Below are 17,310 nucleotides of genomic sequence, written 5' to 3'. Positions count from 1 at the left end.
CCCACTTACTCACAAAATTATCCGATTTTGGCTCAAAAATCCGATGATCCGATCACAGCGTTGACTCCCCCACTCCGTAAAACGTCACGGATGATCGATGTTCTCAAAAAATTCATCCTGATCAAATTTGCACACCCTATACTGGGTTATCCCTGACGATCGCACATGAAATACACAAGGAAATGTAGATAAGATCGGCAAAGGATCCTTGCGCTTAACAGGCGACCACGTATAATTGCGCGCCCTGAGAGATTCGGATTAAAACCACCTGTGGTTTTAACATTGACTATAAGTCAGTCAGTGATTACAATCCGCCCTCTTTGTTGAGAGGCGTCGGACCTTTGTCCCACGTCGGGTTAACAAACCTAAAAACTGATCAGTAATTAAGGTAGAAACCATGAAACGCACTTTTCAACCTTCAGTTCTAAAGCGTAAGCGCACTCACGGTTTCCGTGCGCGCATGGCAACTAAGAACGGTCGTAAGGTTATCGCCGCTCGCCGTGCGAAAGGCCGTAGCAAGCTTTCAAAATAATCCTTAGCGATTTGTGAATAAGCTAGCTTTTTCTCGGGAGTTACGTCTGTTAACTCCCGAACATTTCAACTTCGTCTTCCAGCAACCTCACCGCGCTGGCTCTCCACACTTAACCATTCTTGCTCGTAACAACAAACTTGGACGCCCACGTCTAGGCCAAGCAGTTCCAAAAAAACAAATCAAACTTGCCGTTGACCGAAATCGCTTTAAACGTCTGGTACGTGAAAGTTTTCGTCTCAACCAGCACTCGCTGATGGCAAAAGATTATGTTGTGATAGCAAAGAAAAGTGCGAATGAGCTCAGTAACGAAGAACTGAGTCAGCTGCTCGATAAGTTATGGCAACGTTTGTCTCGACCGCCGCGAAAAAAATAGTCACTGGACTGTTTCGCGGGTATCAACTCTTCATCAGCCCACTTCTGGGGCCCCGATGTCGCTTCACGCCGACATGCTCCCAATACGCCATAGAAGCGGTCAACCGTCACGGTGTGATAAAAGGGTGTTGGTTCGCCAGCAAACGTTTATTAAAATGCCACCCTCTTAATCATGGTGGGTATGATCCTGTACCCCCGCGTCATCCTAAAAATCGAGACAATTAACAATGGATTCTCAACGCAATATCCTGTTGATTGCCCTAATGTTTGTATCCTTCATGTTGTATCTCAACTGGACGGAAGCAACCAACCCTCAACCACAGGGCCAGGGCGTAACACAGCAAGCACAACACAGTGGTGATGTACCTGCCAGCTCAGATGCGTCTCAGCCTCTGACGCAGGACGCAGTTTCAAACAAGCTGATCACCATCAAAAGTGACGTACTGACTTTGACCGTTGACACACAAGGCGGTGACATTCTTCGTGCTGAACTGAACAACTACGACGCAGAGTTCGATTCTGCTGACAAGTTTGTGATGCTCAAAAACCAGCCAGATCACGTATTCGTTGCTCAAAGCGGCCTGATCGGTCCTGATGGTATCGATACTCTTGATGGCCGTGCACAGTTCACAGCAAACGGTACCGATTTTGTGATGGCTGATGGCCAGGATGAGTTGCGTGTTCCTCTGAAACTGGTGAAAAACGGCATTACCTTCACCAAAACCTTTGTACTGAAACGCGACAACTACGCGATTGACGTTGACTACACGGTAGACAACCAAAGCGGCAAAGCAGCGACAGTACAAATGTATGCGCAGCTAAAACAAAACCTGCTGGATGACGGCGGCAGCCTGACCATGCCTACCTACCGCGGTGGTGTGTACTCGGCTGACGATGCGAAATACGAGAAATACAGCTTTGACGATATGAAGGACAGAAACCTGAACCTGACTATCGCCAATCAAGGTTGGGCAGGCATGATGCAACATTACTTTGTTGCAGCCTGGATCCCACATTCAGAAGGTGAAGCGAACCTCTACACCCGCACCAGCAACGGCCAGGGCTTTATCGGTGTTCGCTACCCAACCACCACGGTAGCTGCAGGTTCAACGGCACAACTGGACGCGACCCTGTGGGTCGGTCCCAAGCTTCAGGATAAAATGGCTGAAGTGGCACCTAACCTTAACCTGACCGTTGACTATGGCTGGCTGTGGTTTATCGCAAGCCCACTGCATTGGTTATTGACTAAGATATTTGGCTTTGTAGGCAACTGGGGTGTCGCAATCATCATTTTGACCTTCATCGTACGTGGCGCAATGTACCCGCTAACGAAGAAGCAGTACACCTCGATGGCAAAAATGCGCATGCTGCAGCCAAAACTGCAGGAAATGCGTGAGCGTATCGGCGATGACCGCCAGCGCATGAGCCAGGAAATGATGGAGCTGTACAAAAAAGAGAAAGTAAACCCGCTGGGCGGCTGTTTACCTCTGCTTCTACAAATGCCTATCTTCATCGCACTTTACTGGGCATTGATGGAATCGGTAGAGCTACGCCACGCGCCGTTCATGCTTTGGATTCAAGACTTGTCAGCACCGGATCCGTACTATGTGCTTCCACTGCTGATGGGTGCTTCTATGTTCCTCATCCAGAAGATGAGCCCAAGCACTGTGACTGATCCAATGCAGCAGAAGATAATGAACTTCATGCCAGTGATGTTCACCGTGTTCTTCCTGTGGTTCCCGGCAGGTCTGGTACTGTACTGGTTGGTATCGAATATTGTGACCCTCATTCAGCAGACCATGATTTACCGTGCGCTGGAGAAAAAAGGCCTTCACAGCCGCACCTAATCGCACTAGATACTGATAAGGCGGCCAACTGGCCGCCTTTCTTCTTTCTGAAGACGCGACAGGCGGTCAGATAAAATTGGTATACACTAAGCAACGTTTTCAAACCGCAGGTAAAGTTTAATGACTCACTCAGACACCATTGTTGCTCAGGCGACACCACCAGGACGCGGTGGTGTGGGTATCATCCGCGTATCCGGCCCAAAAGCCAAAGAAGTTGCCCTGGCGGTCACCGGACGTGGACTTCCAGTACGACGCGCTGAATACCTGCCGTTTAACGATGAACAGGGCAACGCGCTTGATCAGGGGATTGCCCTGTACTTTCAGGCGCCGAATTCGTTTACCGGTGAAGATGTGCTGGAACTGCAAGGCCATGGTGGCCCAGTCATCATGGATATGCTGATCAAGCGTATTGTAGATATCGACGGTGTTCGCACTGCCCGTCCTGGCGAGTTTTCCGAACGCGCCTTTTTGAATGACAAGCTCGATCTCGCGCAGGCAGAAGCGATTGCAGATTTGATTGATGCTAGCTCAGAACAAGCGGCCAAAAGCGCGCTACAAAGCCTTCAGGGCGCGTTTTCGGGCAAAGTTAATACGCTGGTGGAAGCGCTGATCCATCTACGCATTTACGTGGAAGCGGCGATCGATTTCCCGGATGAGGAAATCGATTTTCTCTCTGACGGCAAAGTCGCCGCGGATCTCAACAACATCATCCGCTCACTGGATGATGTGCGTAAAGCCGCAAACCAAGGCGCTATCATGCGTGAAGGCATGAAAGTGGTGATCGCCGGCCGTCCGAATGCGGGAAAATCCAGCCTGCTCAATGCCCTTTCCGGTAAAGAAAGCGCCATTGTGACTGACATTGCCGGCACCACCCGTGATGTGCTCCGTGAGCATATCCACATTGATGGCATGCCGCTGCACATCATCGACACAGCAGGCTTACGTGATGCTTCCGACGAAGTGGAACGTATTGGTATCGAACGCGCATGGGATGAAATTACACAGGCGGACCGCGTGCTCTTTATGGTAGATGGCACCACGACTGACGCAACATCGCCGGAAGAAATCTGGCCGGAGTTTATCGACCGCCTTCCAGACAACATCGGTATGACGGTTATCCGCAACAAGGCAGAAATGACAGGAGAAATACTGGGAATTTGCCATGCCAGCCAGCCTACCCTTGTCCGCTTAAGCGCGAAGACAGGAGCTGGTATCGATGCCCTGCGTGAGCACCTGAAAGCCTGTATGGGCTTCTCCGGCGCGACAGAAGGAGGTTTTATGGCCCGTCGCCGCCACTTGGAAGCGCTGGATGCAACCGCTCGACACCTCGATATCGGGAAAGATCAGCTCGAGGGCTACATGGCGGGAGAGATCCTCGCGGAAGAGCTCCGCATTGCCCAGCAGCATCTTTCAGAGATCACCGGAGAATTCAGCTCAGACGATCTTCTCGGCAGGATCTTTAGCTCATTCTGTATAGGCAAATAATGCTTTCGAGCCACCTTCCGGTGGCTTCTTTACCTTCGAATCATCCCGATTTTGCTACACTTGTTTCAAACTCATTTCTACCAGCTAAAGCGATGATAAACAGCCTCAACCCCATTCTTAACTTGGGTATAACACGCTGCGATAAACTACAGATACATCACCTTCGTATGGTGAATCTGCTTACCTGCCTCTGTGCAGGTGGCACGCTGCTTTTCTCAGCCTTATTCTGGTTCGCCTTTGGCAGTGCCAGCGCAGCGGTATTAAACGGCTTGTTTGCCACACTCTACCTGATCTCTTTTTTACTGATCCGGGAGGGTATTCTATGGATGGCGAAATATTGGATATTCGTGACCTTTTTCCTACAGCAACTCTTCCTTCCCCTATTCGTACTGTCGGCCAATTTTGAAACCGAACTGCTGTTGCTGGTAGTACCTACCACCGTTATGTTGGTATTTGACCCCAATGAACGTTTGCCCCGTTACGGCTTATCACTTATCGCTATCTTCTTACTTTTCCTTGCAAAAACAGTTCCTTCTGCGGATCCCGTTCTAGCGCTGACAGACACCGATGCCCGAGCGGCTTACCTGTGTGTCATTCTGATCCTGGTACTTGCCTCCGTGGCATTAACCGATTTTTACCTTGTGGATCTTCATAATATTGATGAATCATCAAGAAAACTGGTGCACGAAGATCTTCTGACAGAAACCGCAAATAGCCAAAGTTTATATAATCAGGCTGATGAGCTTTTCTATCAGGCACAGAGGCGGGGAGAGCCCCTATCTATCATCGCCATCGATCTCGATGACTTCAGACAAATCAATGAAATGCATGGAAGGCCTACAGGTGATCAGGTACTTGTCCACATCGCCAATTTATTAAGGGAACAATTACCACCCGACACCCCTATTGGACGTCTATGTGCAGATAGCTTCGCCGTTCTATTGAGAAACACTTCCTCCAATGAAGCCGTCCGTGTGGCCGAGCAACTGAAATTGGTCATCGGGCGCAGTGTGGTTTTGCTCGATAACACGGCCGTAAAACGTACCGCAAGCCTCGGGGTGACCACATCCAACGAAAGCTGTCTGGCGGGATTCCAACTGATTGACACTGCTTTTAGTGCCGTAAGCAATGCCAAAAAACGTGGCAAAAACAAGATACAAACCCTTTCACCTAAAGGGAAAAATGCCCTTTATCGCAACGAACACTACCAACCAAGCTGACTTGACGTATAACATCTCACCACTCAATACTAACGGCCATCAATAATCCGTTAGAGAACAAGCTTATGTCTGAATTAACTCTGATCACAGGCAGCACACTGGGCGGCGCCGAATATGTAGGCGATCATCTTGCCGATTTTCTTGAGCGAGAAGGCGTCACAGTGAATGTGATCAATGAAGGGGAAATTACCGATGTCACAGCAGCTTCCAGCCTTCTGCTGGTGACATCAACCCATGGTGCCGGTGACTATCCTGATAACCTCGCACCAATGATGGCGGCCCTTAAGTTCAGCACCCCGGATTTGAGCGCTCTGAAGTATGCAGTGATTGCGATTGGGGACTCCAGCTACGACACGTTTTGCGGTGCCGGCATTCAAGCAGATGAACTGCTAAAGGGGTTAGGAGCCCAGACTATCGTCCCGCGTCTGGAGATAGATATTCTTGAGCACCCCCTCCCTGAAGAAGCAGCCGAATCATGGCTATCCCAGAACAAATCGGCATTTTGTGAATAAGTCAGCGGTATATAGACAGAAAATTTATTCAAAAATGTGATCTTCACATTGTGGATAACTATAGATCTAATCGGTGATTAACCTATAGTTATCCCAATAACAACTTTCCTCTATTTCCCCGCCTGTTGATAACATGCCATTTTGATCCCAAGCAGTACCAGACTAGATCCAAGCAAACACACAGAAAATGATCCTCCTTAAACGCATGATCATGTTGATCATTTATCAGTTACCCACAAGGATCGTCTTCCATAATAAGAGATCAAAATAAAGATCTATATAAAGATCTTTATATATTTTAATAGACACACCCTCGATCAAAGATCACACTTTTGGTTCTCTCCGTTTCTGAAAAGCGGTAGAATGATCCTCTTTTGCTCAATCAACCGATCAACACATTCCTTATTGAGGTCACACCATGTTTTACCAGGATAACTTTGATGTCATCGTTGTTGGTGGTGGTCATGCAGGTACGGAAGCCGCACTGGCCGCTGCACGTATGGGTCAGCAAACCCTTCTGCTGACACACAACATCGATACATTGGGGCAAATGTCATGTAACCCTGCCATTGGCGGGATCGGAAAAGGACATCTGGTGAAAGAGGTCGACGCACTAGGCGGTCTGATGGCGCGTGCGATTGACAAAGGTGGTATTCAGTTCCGTACCCTGAATGCATCGAAAGGCCCTGCTGTCCGTGCTACCCGAGCACAGGCAGACCGTGCACTGTACAAAGCGGCTGTCCGAGAGGCATTGGAAAACCAGCCAAATCTGATGTTGTTCCAACAAGCAGTGAATGATCTGATCGTTGAACAGGATCAAGTTATTGGCGTTGTGACCGAAATGGGCCTGAAATTCCGTGCCCGATCGGTGGTATTGACCGTAGGTACGTTCCTCGGCGGAAAAATCCACATTGGTCTTGAGAGTTATTCCGGTGGCCGTGCTGGCGATCCCCCTTCGATCGCGCTGGCTGATCGCCTCCGTGAACTGCCATTCCGTGTTGACCGATTGAAAACCGGTACGCCACCACGTATTGACGCGCGTACGGTTGATTTCAGTGTGATGCAAACTCAACATGGCGATGACCCATGCCCTGTGTTTTCTTTCATGGGCCATATGTTTGAACATCCTCGTCAGGTCCCTTGCTACATCACTTACACCAATGAAAAAACGCATGACGTGATCCGCAGTAATCTAGATCGTAGTCCTATGTATGCCGGTGTGATTGAAGGTATTGGCCCACGCTATTGCCCGTCAATTGAAGACAAGGTAATGCGCTTTGCGGACAAGGATAAACACCAGATTTTCGTTGAGCCGGAAGGTCTGACGACCAATGAACTGTATCCCAATGGGATCTCTACCAGCCTGCCATTTGACGTCCAGATGGGGATCATTAGCTCGATCAAAGGCTTCGAAAACGCACGTGTGATCCGTCCGGGATATGCAATCGAGTATGATTTCTTCGATCCGCGAGATCTGAAACAGACTTTTGAAACCAAGTTTATAAAAGGCCTGTTCTTTGCCGGTCAAATCAACGGTACAACTGGCTATGAAGAGGCTGCAGCACAAGGCTTGCTCGCAGGAACAAACGCCGCCTTGTTTGCTCAGGACAAAGAGGGCTGGTGTCCTCGCCGTGATCAGGCTTACATGGGCGTGCTTATCGACGATTTGTCGACCATGGGCACCAAAGAACCCTACCGCATGTTCACTTCCCGTGCTGAATATCGCCTGTTGCTACGTGAAGATAACGCGGATATGCGCTTAACCGAAACTGGCCGAGAGCTCGGTCTGGTTGACGATGAACGTTGGGCCCGATTCAACCAGAAACTGGAAAACATGGAGCAGGAAGCGCAGCGTCTTCGCAGTTCATGGATCCACCCTACTTCAGAGCACGCTGAAGCACTGAACGCGATCCTTAAAACGCCGTTGTCCCGTGAAGCAAACGGTGAAGAGTTATTGCGTCGTCCGGAAGTGACTTACAACGATCTGGTGAAAATTCCACCATTCTCGCCAGCGCATGAAGACATTCAAGCTTCTGAGCAGGTAGAAATTCAGGTGAAGTACGCTGGTTACATCGACCGCCAGAAAGACGAGATTGAAAAATCTATCCGTCACGAAAATACCCGCTTGCCAATGGATATGGATTACTCACAAATCAAAGGCTTGTCGAATGAGGTGGTGGCAAAACTGAAAGACAGTCGGCCAGAAACCATTGGCAAGGCGTCACGTATTTCCGGTATTACGCCAGCAGCAATTTCTATACTGCTGGTGCATCTGAAAAAACAAGGCATGCTGAAAAAAGGGGCCTGAGTTTCTGTGGAACAACGTCTAGCACAACTGATTGAACAGGCAGGGATGAATATCCCTGCTGAGCAACAAGCCCAACTGATTGGCTATGTTGAAATGCTCAACAAATGGAACAAAGCGTACAACTTAACTTCAGTGCGTGATCCAAATGAGATGATAGTCAAACACATCATGGACAGCATCGTGGTGAGTCAGCACCTCGATGGCCAAAGTTACATTGATGTGGGGACAGGTCCTGGATTGCCCGGTATCCCGCTTGCGATCGTTAATCCGGAAAAATCCTTCACGCTGCTCGATAGTCTTGGTAAACGCATCCGTTTCATCCGTCAGGTTCTTCATGAGCTGAAAATCACCAATGTCACGCCGGTACAGAGCCGCGTAGAAGATTTTCAACCTGAACAGGGATTTGACGGCGTATTAAGCCGAGCATTTGCATCTATGAGTGACATGGTAAACTGGTGTCATCACCTGCCTTCAGCGCAAGGAAGGTTTCTTGCTCTGAAGGGACAAGTGGATCAAGTCGAAATTGATGAACTTCCTGCCGGATGTTCTGTGACAGATATCAAACCTTTGACTGTTCCGGGATTGGAAGGTCAACGTCATCTAGTAGTCTTGGCTAGATAGGATTATTAGGCGAGGTCGTCTTGTGGGAAAAGTCATTGCTATAGCAAACCAAAAGGGAGGCGTTGGTAAAACAACGACCTGTATCAACCTGGCTGCTTCGCTGGCAGCGACTCAGCGTAAGGTATTGGTAATTGACCTAGACCCGCAGGGCAACGCAACCATGGCGAGTGGTGTGGATAAATACGACGTTCATGCCACTGCCTACGATTTGCTGGTTGAAGAGACCCCGTTTAACGATGTGGTGGTGACAGAAACGACGGGCGGTTATCACTTGATAGCGGCCAATGGTGATGTTACTGCGGCAGAAATCAAACTCATGGAAGTGTTTGCCCGCGAAGTGAGGCTGCGCAGCGCATTAGCCGACATTCGTGAAAACTATGATTTCATCTTCATTGATTGTCCCCCTTCTCTTAACCTTCTTACAATCAATGCCATGACGGCGGCAAACTCCGTACTGGTGCCGATGCAGTGTGAATACTTTGCATTGGAAGGCCTGACCGCACTGATGGACACCATCAGTAAGCTTGCAAGCGTAGTGAACGCTGACTTGCATGTGGAAGGCTTGCTCAGAACCATGTACGATCCGCGAAATCGTCTGGCGACAGAAGTGTCTGAACAGATCAAAAAACACTTTGGAGACAAGGTCTACCGTACAGTTATCCCGCGTAACGTCCGTTTGGCTGAAGCGCCTAGTCACGGCAAACCTGCCATGTACTACGACAAATATTCCAGCGGTGCCAAATCCTATTTGGCATTAGCCGGTGAAATATTGCGACGGGAAGAGCAGGCCAGGCAGGCTGTTGCCAACGCGTCTTAAAGGAACGTGAATGAACGCTACCAAACGTGGATTGGGTAAAGGACTCGATGCGCTACTGGCCACCAGTGCCAGGGCACAAGCGCGTGTCGATCTGAATAACGATACTCAGGAAGCCGTTAACAACAGTGAGCTGCAGCATTTGCCATTAGCGGCATTGCGTCCTGGTGTGTATCAACCTCGTCAGGATATGGCGCAGGAAGCATTGGAAGAGCTGGCGGAGTCTATTCGCGCACAAGGCGTTATCCAACCTTTGGTTGTGCGTCACCTCGGTGACAAACAGTACGAAATTATCGCCGGTGAGCGCCGTTTCAGAGCATCAAAAATCGCTGGCTTGACCCATGTTCCTTGTCTGGTCCGAGATCTAAATGACAAAGCTGCGAGCGCCATCGCACTGATTGAGAATATCCAGCGTGAAGATCTTAACGCCATGGAAGAAGCGGAGGCGCTAGATCGTTTGATCCATGACTTCTCTCTCACCCACCAACAACTGGCCGAAGCACTGGGCAAATCCCGTACTACCATCAGTAATCTGCTGAGATTGAACGGCCTTGAAGCTGGCGTAAAGAAACTGTTGTCTGGACGTCAGTTGGAAATGGGTCATGCGCGTGCTTTGCTGGCATTAGACGGCAATGCACAGATCGAGGCTGCATTGGTCTCCGTCAATAAAAAACTCACAGTTAGGCAGACCGAAGCCTTAGTCAAAAAAGTCCTGACCCCGGCGGTAGAAAAAACACAGGAACCCGTATCGCCAAAATTGGTGGCGTTACAGGATAGGCTGACGGACAAGCTAGGCACATCTGTTAGTCTGTCCCAAAGCAGGAGTGGTAGTGGTAAGTTGGTTATCAGCTTTGATCAGAACGAAAAACTTATGCAAATTCTTGCAATTCTAGGTGAGGAACTGTGACGTGACGCGTTGGGTTTTTGTTACATATTTTTGCTTACTGTGATCAGGTTACCCTGTTGTAAAATTTAGTTTCCCTTTTTGATGTGATGAGATTGCATTCAAAAGGGCGAGCCGTATAATTTTCGCAGTTTTCCCAGCACGACAAGGTGCTAAGAGGAAAGGAATCGAGGAACGAATACATGGTATCGACGCTCACGCGACCAGGTCGCAAGCTTGCGAAAAGGTTGCTGCTGTTACAGGCGTGCGTCGTGTTAGCAACGGCAATCTTGATGGTCACCACCATCAATGTCGACTGGGGAATTTCCGCACTCATAGGCGGTGGCATTTTCGTAATCGCCAACGCAGCCTTTGCATTGTGTGCATTCCTCTTTAGTGGAGCGAGAGCAGCAAAGCTCGTTGTGGCATCCTTCTACAGCGGGGAAGTGCTTAAAATTCTACTTACCGTCGCGCTGTTTTCCGTTGTTTACCTGTATGCCGAGGTGGAACTTGTTCCCCTCAAACTGACCTATTTGCTGGTACTTGGAATTAATATCCTCGCGCCAGTTTTATTCATTAACAACAACAAATAGGATGAGTTATGGCTGCGCCAGGTGAAGCGCTTACACCCTCCGGTTATATCTCCCACCACTTAACCAACCTGTCTTCTGACAAGCTTGGTCTGGTGGAGGAAGGTAGCTTCTGGTCGGTGCATATTGATAGCCTGTTTTTCTCTATTGCCATCGGTATCGGCTTTCTATGGCTGTTCCGCGCAGTAGCGAAAAAAGCTACAACAGGAGTTCCAGGCAAGCTTCAGTGTTTTGTGGAAATGTTGGTGGAGTTCGTTGATGAAAACGTTCGCGAAACCTTCCATGGAAAGAATCCACTGATCGCGCCTTTGGCTCTGACCATTTTCGTTTGGATATTTCTGATGAATACGATGGACCTTGTTCCTATCGATTTTATTCCTTATCCAGCGGAACAGCTTGGTATTCCTTATATGAAGGTCGTACCAACAGCTGATGTAAATATCACACTGGCAATGGCGCTGGGCGTGTTTTTCTTGATGATATACTACAGCATCAAGATCAAAGGCCTAGGTGGCTTTGCAAAAGAGCTGGCTCTTCACCCGTTCAATCACCCACTTATGATCCCGTTCAACCTGCTGCTTGAAGTGGTATCGCTACTGGCGAAACCAATCTCACTCGGCATGCGTCTGTTCGGTAACATGTTTGCAGGTGAAGTGGTATTTATCCTTATTGCGGCTCTTCTGCCGTGGTGGGCGCAATGGTTGGGTTCATTACCGTGGGCAATCTTCCACATTCTGGTTATTACCATCCAAGCGTTCGTCTTTATGATGTTGACCATTGTGTACCTGTCTCAGGCACATGAAGATTCGCATTAATAAAAGATTTTTAGTAAGCAACTTTGTTAGACCTTCCGGCATATAAGCCGACAACAAGAAACTGGAGATAGTGATGGAAACTTTATTGAGCTTTTCTGCAATTGCCGTTGGCATCATTGTAGGTCTTGCTTCCCTGGGTACAGCGATCGGCTTCGCATTGCTTGGCGGTAAATTCCTTGAAGGTGCGGCTCGTCAACCAGAGATGGCTCCAATGCTGCAAGTTAAGATGTTCATCATCGCTGGTCTGCTGGATGCGGTTCCAATGATCGGTATCGTAATCGCACTGCTGTTCACCTTCGCAAACCCATTCGTTGGTCAGCTGGGTTAAGTCGCCTGATTATACCTGTAGTTAACTATTGGGAGATGGAGAAGCAGTTATGAATATGAACGCTACTCTTATCGGCCAGGCGATCGCGTTTTCCATGTTTGTGTGGTTCTGCATGAAGTATGTGTGGCCACCAATCATGCAAGCGATTGAAGAACGTCAGAAGAAAATTGCTGACGGTCTTGCGGCGGCTGAGCGTGCCGCGAAAGACCTGGATTTGGCCCAGGCTAATGCTTCTGATCAATTGAAAGAAGCAAAGCGCGCTGCAACTGAGATCATCGATTCGGCGAATAAGCGTAAAGCACAAATTCTTGATGAAGCCCGCGAAGAAGCATCTTCTGAGCGTGAAAATATCCTTAACCAAGGAAAGGCTGAACTGGAAGCTGAGCGCAACCGTGCCCGCGATGAACTGCGCAAACAAGTTGCAACTCTGGCCGTAATCGGTGCTGAGAAAATCCTTGAGCGTTCAATCGACGAAAATGCTCATAAAGATATTCTCGATAAAATCACTGCAGAACTTTAAGAAGGAGGGGCAGCTATGTCTGAACTGACTACCATCGCACGCCCCTACGCTAAAGCAGCCTTCGATCTGGCAGTAGAAAAAGGCGAATTGGACCAATGGTCTGAAATGCTGGCTTTTGCTGCTGAAGTTGCCCGCAATGAAACCATCGCAGATTTTCTCGATGGCTCTTATTCAGCTGAAAAGTTGACTGAGATTTTTCTCTCAGTGTGCGGTGAGCAGCTCAATGAATTCGGCCAGAACCTGGTGAAGGTGATGGCTGAAAATGGGCGCCTAAAAGCGTTGCCGGAAGTAACTGTCCAGTTCATGGCACTTCGCCGTGAATTAGAAAAGCAAGTTGACGTCGAGGTCACCTCTGCTGTCGCGCTGGAACAAGCGCAACTGGATGCTATTGAAAGCAAACTGGAAGCCCGCCTTGAGCGAAAAGTGAAGCTGAACTGTAGTGTAGACGAGACCCTGGTTGCCGGGGTTGTGATTCGAGCTGGAGACTTGATCATCGATAACTCAGTTAGCGGCCGTATGCGCCGTCTGAGCGATGCATTGCAGTCTTGATTTGGGGAATTGGAGCATGCAACTTAATTCCACGGAAATTAGTGATCTGATCAAACAGCGTATTGAAAAATTCAACGTTGTTAGTGAAGCACGCAACGAAGGTACCATCGTGTCAGTCAGCGACGGTATCATTCGCATCCATGGCCTTGCAGATGCTATGCAAGGTGAAATGATTGAACTACCTGGCAACCGTTTCGCACTCGCGCTCAACCTTGAGCGTGACTCTGTAGGTGCGGTTGTTATGGGTCCTTATGCCGACCTTCAGGAAGGCATGAAGGTAACCGGTACTGGTCGTATTCTTGAAGTTCCAGTAGGTCCTGAGCTACTGGGCCGTGTGGTTAACACCTTGGGTGAGCCAATTGACGGTAAAGGTCCTATCAACGCAGCACTGACTTCTCCTGTAGAAGTGATTGCACCTGGCGTAATCGCTCGTCAGTCGGTAGACCAGCCAGTACAAACCGGTTACAAAGCAGTTGATGCAATGATCCCAATCGGCCGTGGTCAGCGTGAGCTGGTTATCGGTGACCGCCAGACCGGTAAAACGGCGCTGGCAATCGATGCGATCATTAACCAGAAAAACTCTGGTATCTACTCTATCTATGTTGCTATCGGCCAGAAAGCGTCAACCATCGCTAACGTGGTTCGCAAACTGGAAGAGCACGACGCACTGAAAAACACCATCGTTGTTGTTGCATCTGCTTCTGAAGCAGCGGCACTGCAATACCTTGCGCCTTACGCAGGTTGTGCGATGGGTGAATACTTCCGTGACCGTGGTGAAGATGCGCTGATCGTATACGATGATCTGTCTAAGCAAGCTGTTGCTTACCGTCAGATTTCTCTGTTGCTACGTCGCCCACCAGGCCGTGAAGCATTCCCAGGTGACGTTTTCTACCTCCACTCTCGTCTGCTGGAGCGTGCTGCGCGTGTTAACGCTGATTATGTTGCTAAGTTCACCAATGGTGAAGTGACTGGCAAAACTGGTTCTTTGACCGCGCTGCCAATCATTGAAACCCAAGCGGGTGACGTATCTGCGTTCGTACCAACCAACGTTATCTCGATCACCGATGGTCAGATCTTCTTGCAATCGGAACTGTTTAACGCAGGTATCCGTCCGGCAGTTGACCCAGGTATCTCAGTATCTCGTGTAGGTGGTTCAGCACAGACCAAGATCATCAAGAAGCTATCTGGTGGTATTCGTACCGCTCTGGCTCAGTACCGCGAACTGGCAGCCTTTGCTCAGTTCTCTTCTGACCTGGACGAGGCAACCAAGAAGCAGCTGGATCACGGTCAGAAAGTAACTGAACTGATGAAGCAGAAGCAATACGCACCAATGTCTGTGTTTGAGCAGGGATTGATGATTTTTGCTGCGGAAAAAGGCTATCTGGCAGACATTGAGCTGACCAAACTGGCTGATTTCGAATCTGCTCTGCTTGCATACGCTAAAGGTACGTTTGCTGAGCTGGTTGCACAGATCGATGAAACTGGCGACTACAACGGCGACATTGAAGCGCAACTGGTTAAGCTGGTTGAAGACTTCAAAGCAACGCAAACCTGGTAATGCGTAGAAGGCCGCTCAGCGGCCTTCTAATAACGGAGAGTAACGATGGCCGGCGCAAAAGAAATTCGTAACAAGATCGGAAGTGTAAAAAGTACACAGAAGATCACCAAAGCGATGGAAATGGTTGCCGCTTCTAAAATGCGTCGTTCGCAAGACGCCATGGAAGCCTCCCGTCCATACGCGACTACTATGCGCAAAGTGATCGGTCATGTCGCACTTGGTAAACTTGAGTATCGCCATCCTTATCTGGAAGAGCGTGAAGCCAAGCGCGTCGGTTACATCATCGTATCTTCAGACCGCGGTCTGTGTGGTGGCCTGAACATCAATCTGTTCAAACGTGCCATCACAGATATGCAGGCTTACAGCCAAAAAGGTGTAGAAGTTGAAACTGCACTGATCGGCTCTAAAGCCACTGCATTCTTTAACAGCTACGGCGGCAACGTATCCGCGCAAGTTTCTGGTCTGGGTGACAGCCCTTCACTGGAAGACTTGATCGGTACCGTCGGTGTGATGCTGAAGAAATATGATGAAGGCCAACTGGACCGCCTGTATCTGGTTTACAACAAGTTTGTGAACACCATGACGCAGGATCCAGTGATCGATCAATTGCTGCCTTTGCCTAAGTCGGAAGACGAAGAGATGCAGCGCAACCATGCTTGGGATTACATCTATGAGCCTGAGCCTAAACCACTGCTGGACACCCTATTGGTTCGCTATGTTGAATCACAGGTATATCAGGGCGTGGTAGAGAACCTCGCGTGTGAACAAGCAGCGCGAATGGTTGCGATGAAGGCTGCAACAGATAATGCAGGGAATCTGATTGATGAACTGCAACTGGTGTATAACAAAGCCCGTCAGGCTGCAATTACCCAAGAGTTGTCGGAGATTGTCTCCGGTGCTGCTGCGGTGTAAGGCAAGGGCCAACGAACTATTTTAGAGGAATAACGATGGCTACAGGTAAGATCGTTCAGATCATCGGTGCGGTAGTCGACGTAGAGTTTCTACAGGAGTCTGTACCTCAGGTATATGACGCCCTGAACGTGAAACGTGAAGGCGAGCGTCTGGTGCTGGAAGTTCAGCAGCAGCTTGGTGGTGGTATCGTTCGTACCATCGCAATGGGTTCGTCTGATGGTCTGCGTCGTGGACTGGAAGTAGAAAATACTGGTAAGCCGATTGAAGTGCCAGTAGGCACTGAGACCCTGGGACGTATCATGAACGTACTGGGTGACTCAATCGACGAGCGTGGCGATATCGGTGAGAAAGAGCGTTACTCTATTCACCGTGAAGCGCCAAGCTACGAAGACCAATCAAATGCAACCGAACTGCTGGAAACCGGCGTTAAGGTTATCGACCTGGTTTGTCCATTCGCGAAGGGTGGTAAAATCGGTCTGTTCGGTGGTGCAGGTGTTGGTAAGACCGTTAACATGATGGAGCTTATCAACAACATCGCACTTCAACACTCTGGTCTGTCTGTATTCGCAGGTGTTGGTGAGCGTACTCGTGAGGGTAACGACTTCTACTACGAGATGCAGGAAGCGGGCGTTGTAAACGTTGAGAATCCAGCAGAATCGAAAGTAGCGATGGTTTACGGTCAGATGAACGAGCCACCGGGTAACCGTTTGCGTGTTGCACTGACTGGCCTGACAATGGCTGAGAAGTTTCGTGATGAAGGCCGTGACGTACTGCTGTTCATCGATAACATCTATCGTTACACCCTTGCAGGTACCGAAGTATCGGCACTGCTGGGTCGTATGCCATCTGCGGTTGGTTACCAGCCTACACTAGCAGAAGAGATGGGTGTTCTTCAGGAGCGTATCACCTCGACCAAGAGTGGTTCTATCACATCTGTACAGGCAGTATACGTACCTGCGGATGACTTGACTGACCCATCTCCAGCAACCACGTTCGCGCACTTGGATGCGACCGTTGTACTTTCGCGTAACATCGCTGCACTGGGTCTGTACCCAGCAATCGACCCATTGGATTCGACGTCACGTCAGCTGGATCCTCTGGTTATAGGTCAAGAGCACTATGATGTTGCACGTGGTGTGCAGTCTGTACTGCAACGCTACAAAGAGCTGAAAGACATCATCGCGATTCTGGGTATGGATGAACTGTCTGAAGACGACAAACTGGCAGTAGCCCGTGCACGTAAGATTGAGCGTTTCCTGACTCAGCCTTACCACGTAGCAGAAGTCTTCACAGGTCAGCCAGGTGTTTATGTTTCGCTGAAAGAAACCATCACAGGCTTTAAAGGTCTGCTGAGCGGTGAGTACGACGATATCCCTGAGCAGGCATTCCTGTACTGTGGCGGTATCGAAGAAGTACTGGAAAAAGCGAAGAACCTGTAATAGCT

General features: G+C 49.2%; 19 protein-coding genes. All 19 read left to right on the top strand.

What is annotated here, in order from left to right; translation table 11 throughout:
- Positions 1 to 397 precede the first annotated feature (397 nt).
- The 19 genes from rpmH (at position 398) to atpD (ending at position 17,305) form a co-directional block, all read left to right on the top strand.
- Positions 398 to 532 (top strand): 50S ribosomal protein L34, encoded by a 135-nt coding sequence (rpmH, locus tag VP504_RS11500; RefSeq protein WP_002540783.1) that lies wholly within the window; start codon positions 398 to 400, stop codon positions 530 to 532.
- Between the two features lie 13 nt (positions 533 to 545).
- On the top strand, positions 546 to 905 hold the full coding sequence (gene rnpA, locus VP504_RS11495; protein ID WP_039850324.1) for a ribonuclease P protein component: 360 nt from the start codon (positions 546 to 548) through the stop codon (positions 903 to 905).
- A complete protein-coding gene (yidD, locus tag VP504_RS11490) occupies positions 869 to 1,129 on the top strand; it encodes a membrane protein insertion efficiency factor YidD (protein WP_082111347.1) in 261 nt (86 codons plus the stop codon). The genes rnpA and yidD overlap by 37 nt, the downstream gene beginning before the upstream one ends.
- A gap of 2 nt (positions 1,130 to 1,131) precedes the next feature.
- The gene (yidC, locus tag VP504_RS11485; RefSeq protein ID WP_325891283.1) at positions 1,132 to 2,751 is read left to right on the top strand and encodes a membrane protein insertase YidC; all 1,620 of its coding nucleotides are present in this window, start codon (positions 1,132 to 1,134) and stop codon (positions 2,749 to 2,751) included.
- 120 nt (positions 2,752 to 2,871) lie between these two features.
- Positions 2,872 to 4,236, top strand: coding sequence for a tRNA uridine-5-carboxymethylaminomethyl(34) synthesis GTPase MnmE (mnmE, locus tag VP504_RS11480; protein ID WP_325891282.1), 1,365 nt, complete (start codon positions 2,872 to 2,874; stop codon positions 4,234 to 4,236).
- Between the two features lie 167 nt (positions 4,237 to 4,403).
- Positions 4,404 to 5,456: a GGDEF domain-containing protein gene (locus VP504_RS11475; RefSeq protein ID WP_325891281.1), complete on the top strand. Its 1,053-nt coding sequence runs from the start codon at positions 4,404 to 4,406 to the stop codon at positions 5,454 to 5,456.
- A gap of 65 nt (positions 5,457 to 5,521) precedes the next feature.
- Positions 5,522 to 5,968, top strand: a complete 447-nt coding sequence (gene mioC, locus VP504_RS11470) for an FMN-binding protein MioC (RefSeq protein WP_325891280.1) — start codon at positions 5,522 to 5,524, stop codon at positions 5,966 to 5,968.
- Between the two features lie 418 nt (positions 5,969 to 6,386).
- Positions 6,387 to 8,276, top strand: coding sequence for a tRNA uridine-5-carboxymethylaminomethyl(34) synthesis enzyme MnmG (gene mnmG, locus VP504_RS11465; RefSeq protein ID WP_325891279.1), 1,890 nt, complete (start codon positions 6,387 to 6,389; stop codon positions 8,274 to 8,276).
- Between the two features lie 6 nt (positions 8,277 to 8,282).
- Complete coding sequence (gene rsmG / locus VP504_RS11460) at positions 8,283 to 8,897, top strand: 16S rRNA (guanine(527)-N(7))-methyltransferase RsmG (protein ID WP_325891277.1); 615 nt, start codon at positions 8,283 to 8,285, stop codon at positions 8,895 to 8,897.
- Positions 8,898 to 8,919: 22 nt separating this feature from the next.
- Entirely contained in the window at positions 8,920 to 9,714 is a 795-nt protein-coding gene (locus VP504_RS11455) for a ParA family protein (RefSeq protein ID WP_062712225.1), read from the top strand.
- Between the two features lie 10 nt (positions 9,715 to 9,724).
- Entirely contained in the window at positions 9,725 to 10,618 is an 894-nt protein-coding gene (locus VP504_RS11450; RefSeq protein ID WP_325891276.1) for a ParB/RepB/Spo0J family partition protein, read from the top strand.
- 179 nt (positions 10,619 to 10,797) lie between these two features.
- On the top strand, positions 10,798 to 11,187 hold the full coding sequence (locus VP504_RS11445) for a F0F1 ATP synthase subunit I (RefSeq protein WP_046303095.1): 390 nt from the start codon (positions 10,798 to 10,800) through the stop codon (positions 11,185 to 11,187).
- An 8-nt stretch (positions 11,188 to 11,195) separates the two neighbouring features.
- Entirely contained in the window at positions 11,196 to 11,999 is an 804-nt protein-coding gene (gene atpB / locus VP504_RS11440) for a F0F1 ATP synthase subunit A (protein ID WP_002540796.1), read from the top strand.
- A gap of 73 nt (positions 12,000 to 12,072) precedes the next feature.
- On the top strand, positions 12,073 to 12,327 hold the full coding sequence (gene atpE / locus VP504_RS11435; RefSeq protein WP_002540812.1) for a F0F1 ATP synthase subunit C: 255 nt from the start codon (positions 12,073 to 12,075) through the stop codon (positions 12,325 to 12,327).
- A gap of 49 nt (positions 12,328 to 12,376) precedes the next feature.
- Positions 12,377 to 12,847 (top strand): F0F1 ATP synthase subunit B, encoded by a 471-nt coding sequence (gene atpF / locus VP504_RS11430; protein ID WP_002540813.1) that lies wholly within the window; start codon positions 12,377 to 12,379, stop codon positions 12,845 to 12,847.
- A gap of 15 nt (positions 12,848 to 12,862) precedes the next feature.
- Positions 12,863 to 13,396, top strand: coding sequence for a F0F1 ATP synthase subunit delta (atpH, locus tag VP504_RS11425; protein WP_002540814.1), 534 nt, complete (start codon positions 12,863 to 12,865; stop codon positions 13,394 to 13,396).
- A gap of 16 nt (positions 13,397 to 13,412) precedes the next feature.
- Positions 13,413 to 14,954, top strand: a complete 1,542-nt coding sequence (atpA, locus tag VP504_RS11420) for a F0F1 ATP synthase subunit alpha (protein WP_325891275.1) — start codon at positions 13,413 to 13,415, stop codon at positions 14,952 to 14,954.
- Between the two features lie 45 nt (positions 14,955 to 14,999).
- Entirely contained in the window at positions 15,000 to 15,866 is an 867-nt protein-coding gene (gene atpG, locus VP504_RS11415) for a F0F1 ATP synthase subunit gamma (RefSeq protein WP_325891274.1), read from the top strand.
- A 35-nt stretch (positions 15,867 to 15,901) separates the two neighbouring features.
- Positions 15,902 to 17,305 carry a F0F1 ATP synthase subunit beta gene (gene atpD / locus VP504_RS11410; protein WP_325891273.1) on the top strand — a complete coding sequence of 468 codons (1,404 nt, stop codon included), beginning with the start codon at positions 15,902 to 15,904 and terminating at the stop codon, positions 17,303 to 17,305.
- The last annotated feature ends 5 nt before the right edge of the window (positions 17,306 to 17,310 follow it).

It is taken from the genome of Grimontia sp. NTOU-MAR1, assembly GCF_035758505.1.
In the GTDB taxonomy this organism is placed as follows: domain Bacteria; phylum Pseudomonadota; class Gammaproteobacteria; order Enterobacterales; family Vibrionaceae; genus Enterovibrio; species Enterovibrio marinus.
This window is presented reverse-complemented; position numbering and strand designations above follow the sequence as displayed.

Coding starts and splice junctions, on each gene's coding strand:
- rpmH (WP_002540783.1), top strand. CDS start 398: ATGAAACGCACTTTTCAACCTTCAGTTCTAAAGCGTAAGCGCACTCAC.
- yidD (WP_082111347.1), top strand. CDS start 869: ATGGCAACGTTTGTCTCGACCGCCGCGAAAAAAATAGTCACTGGACTG.
- yidC (WP_325891283.1), top strand. CDS start 1,132: ATGGATTCTCAACGCAATATCCTGTTGATTGCCCTAATGTTTGTATCC.
- mnmE (WP_325891282.1), top strand. CDS start 2,872: ATGACTCACTCAGACACCATTGTTGCTCAGGCGACACCACCAGGACGC.
- VP504_RS11475 (WP_325891281.1), top strand. CDS start 4,404: ATGGTGAATCTGCTTACCTGCCTCTGTGCAGGTGGCACGCTGCTTTTC.
- mioC (WP_325891280.1), top strand. CDS start 5,522: ATGTCTGAATTAACTCTGATCACAGGCAGCACACTGGGCGGCGCCGAA.
- mnmG (WP_325891279.1), top strand. CDS start 6,387: ATGTTTTACCAGGATAACTTTGATGTCATCGTTGTTGGTGGTGGTCAT.
- VP504_RS11450 (WP_325891276.1), top strand. CDS start 9,725: ATGAACGCTACCAAACGTGGATTGGGTAAAGGACTCGATGCGCTACTG.
- VP504_RS11445 (WP_046303095.1), top strand. CDS start 10,798: ATGGTATCGACGCTCACGCGACCAGGTCGCAAGCTTGCGAAAAGGTTG.
- atpB (WP_002540796.1), top strand. CDS start 11,196: ATGGCTGCGCCAGGTGAAGCGCTTACACCCTCCGGTTATATCTCCCAC.
- atpE (WP_002540812.1), top strand. CDS start 12,073: ATGGAAACTTTATTGAGCTTTTCTGCAATTGCCGTTGGCATCATTGTA.
- atpF (WP_002540813.1), top strand. CDS start 12,377: ATGAATATGAACGCTACTCTTATCGGCCAGGCGATCGCGTTTTCCATG.
- atpH (WP_002540814.1), top strand. CDS start 12,863: ATGTCTGAACTGACTACCATCGCACGCCCCTACGCTAAAGCAGCCTTC.
- atpA (WP_325891275.1), top strand. CDS start 13,413: ATGCAACTTAATTCCACGGAAATTAGTGATCTGATCAAACAGCGTATT.
- atpG (WP_325891274.1), top strand. CDS start 15,000: ATGGCCGGCGCAAAAGAAATTCGTAACAAGATCGGAAGTGTAAAAAGT.
- atpD (WP_325891273.1), top strand. CDS start 15,902: ATGGCTACAGGTAAGATCGTTCAGATCATCGGTGCGGTAGTCGACGTA.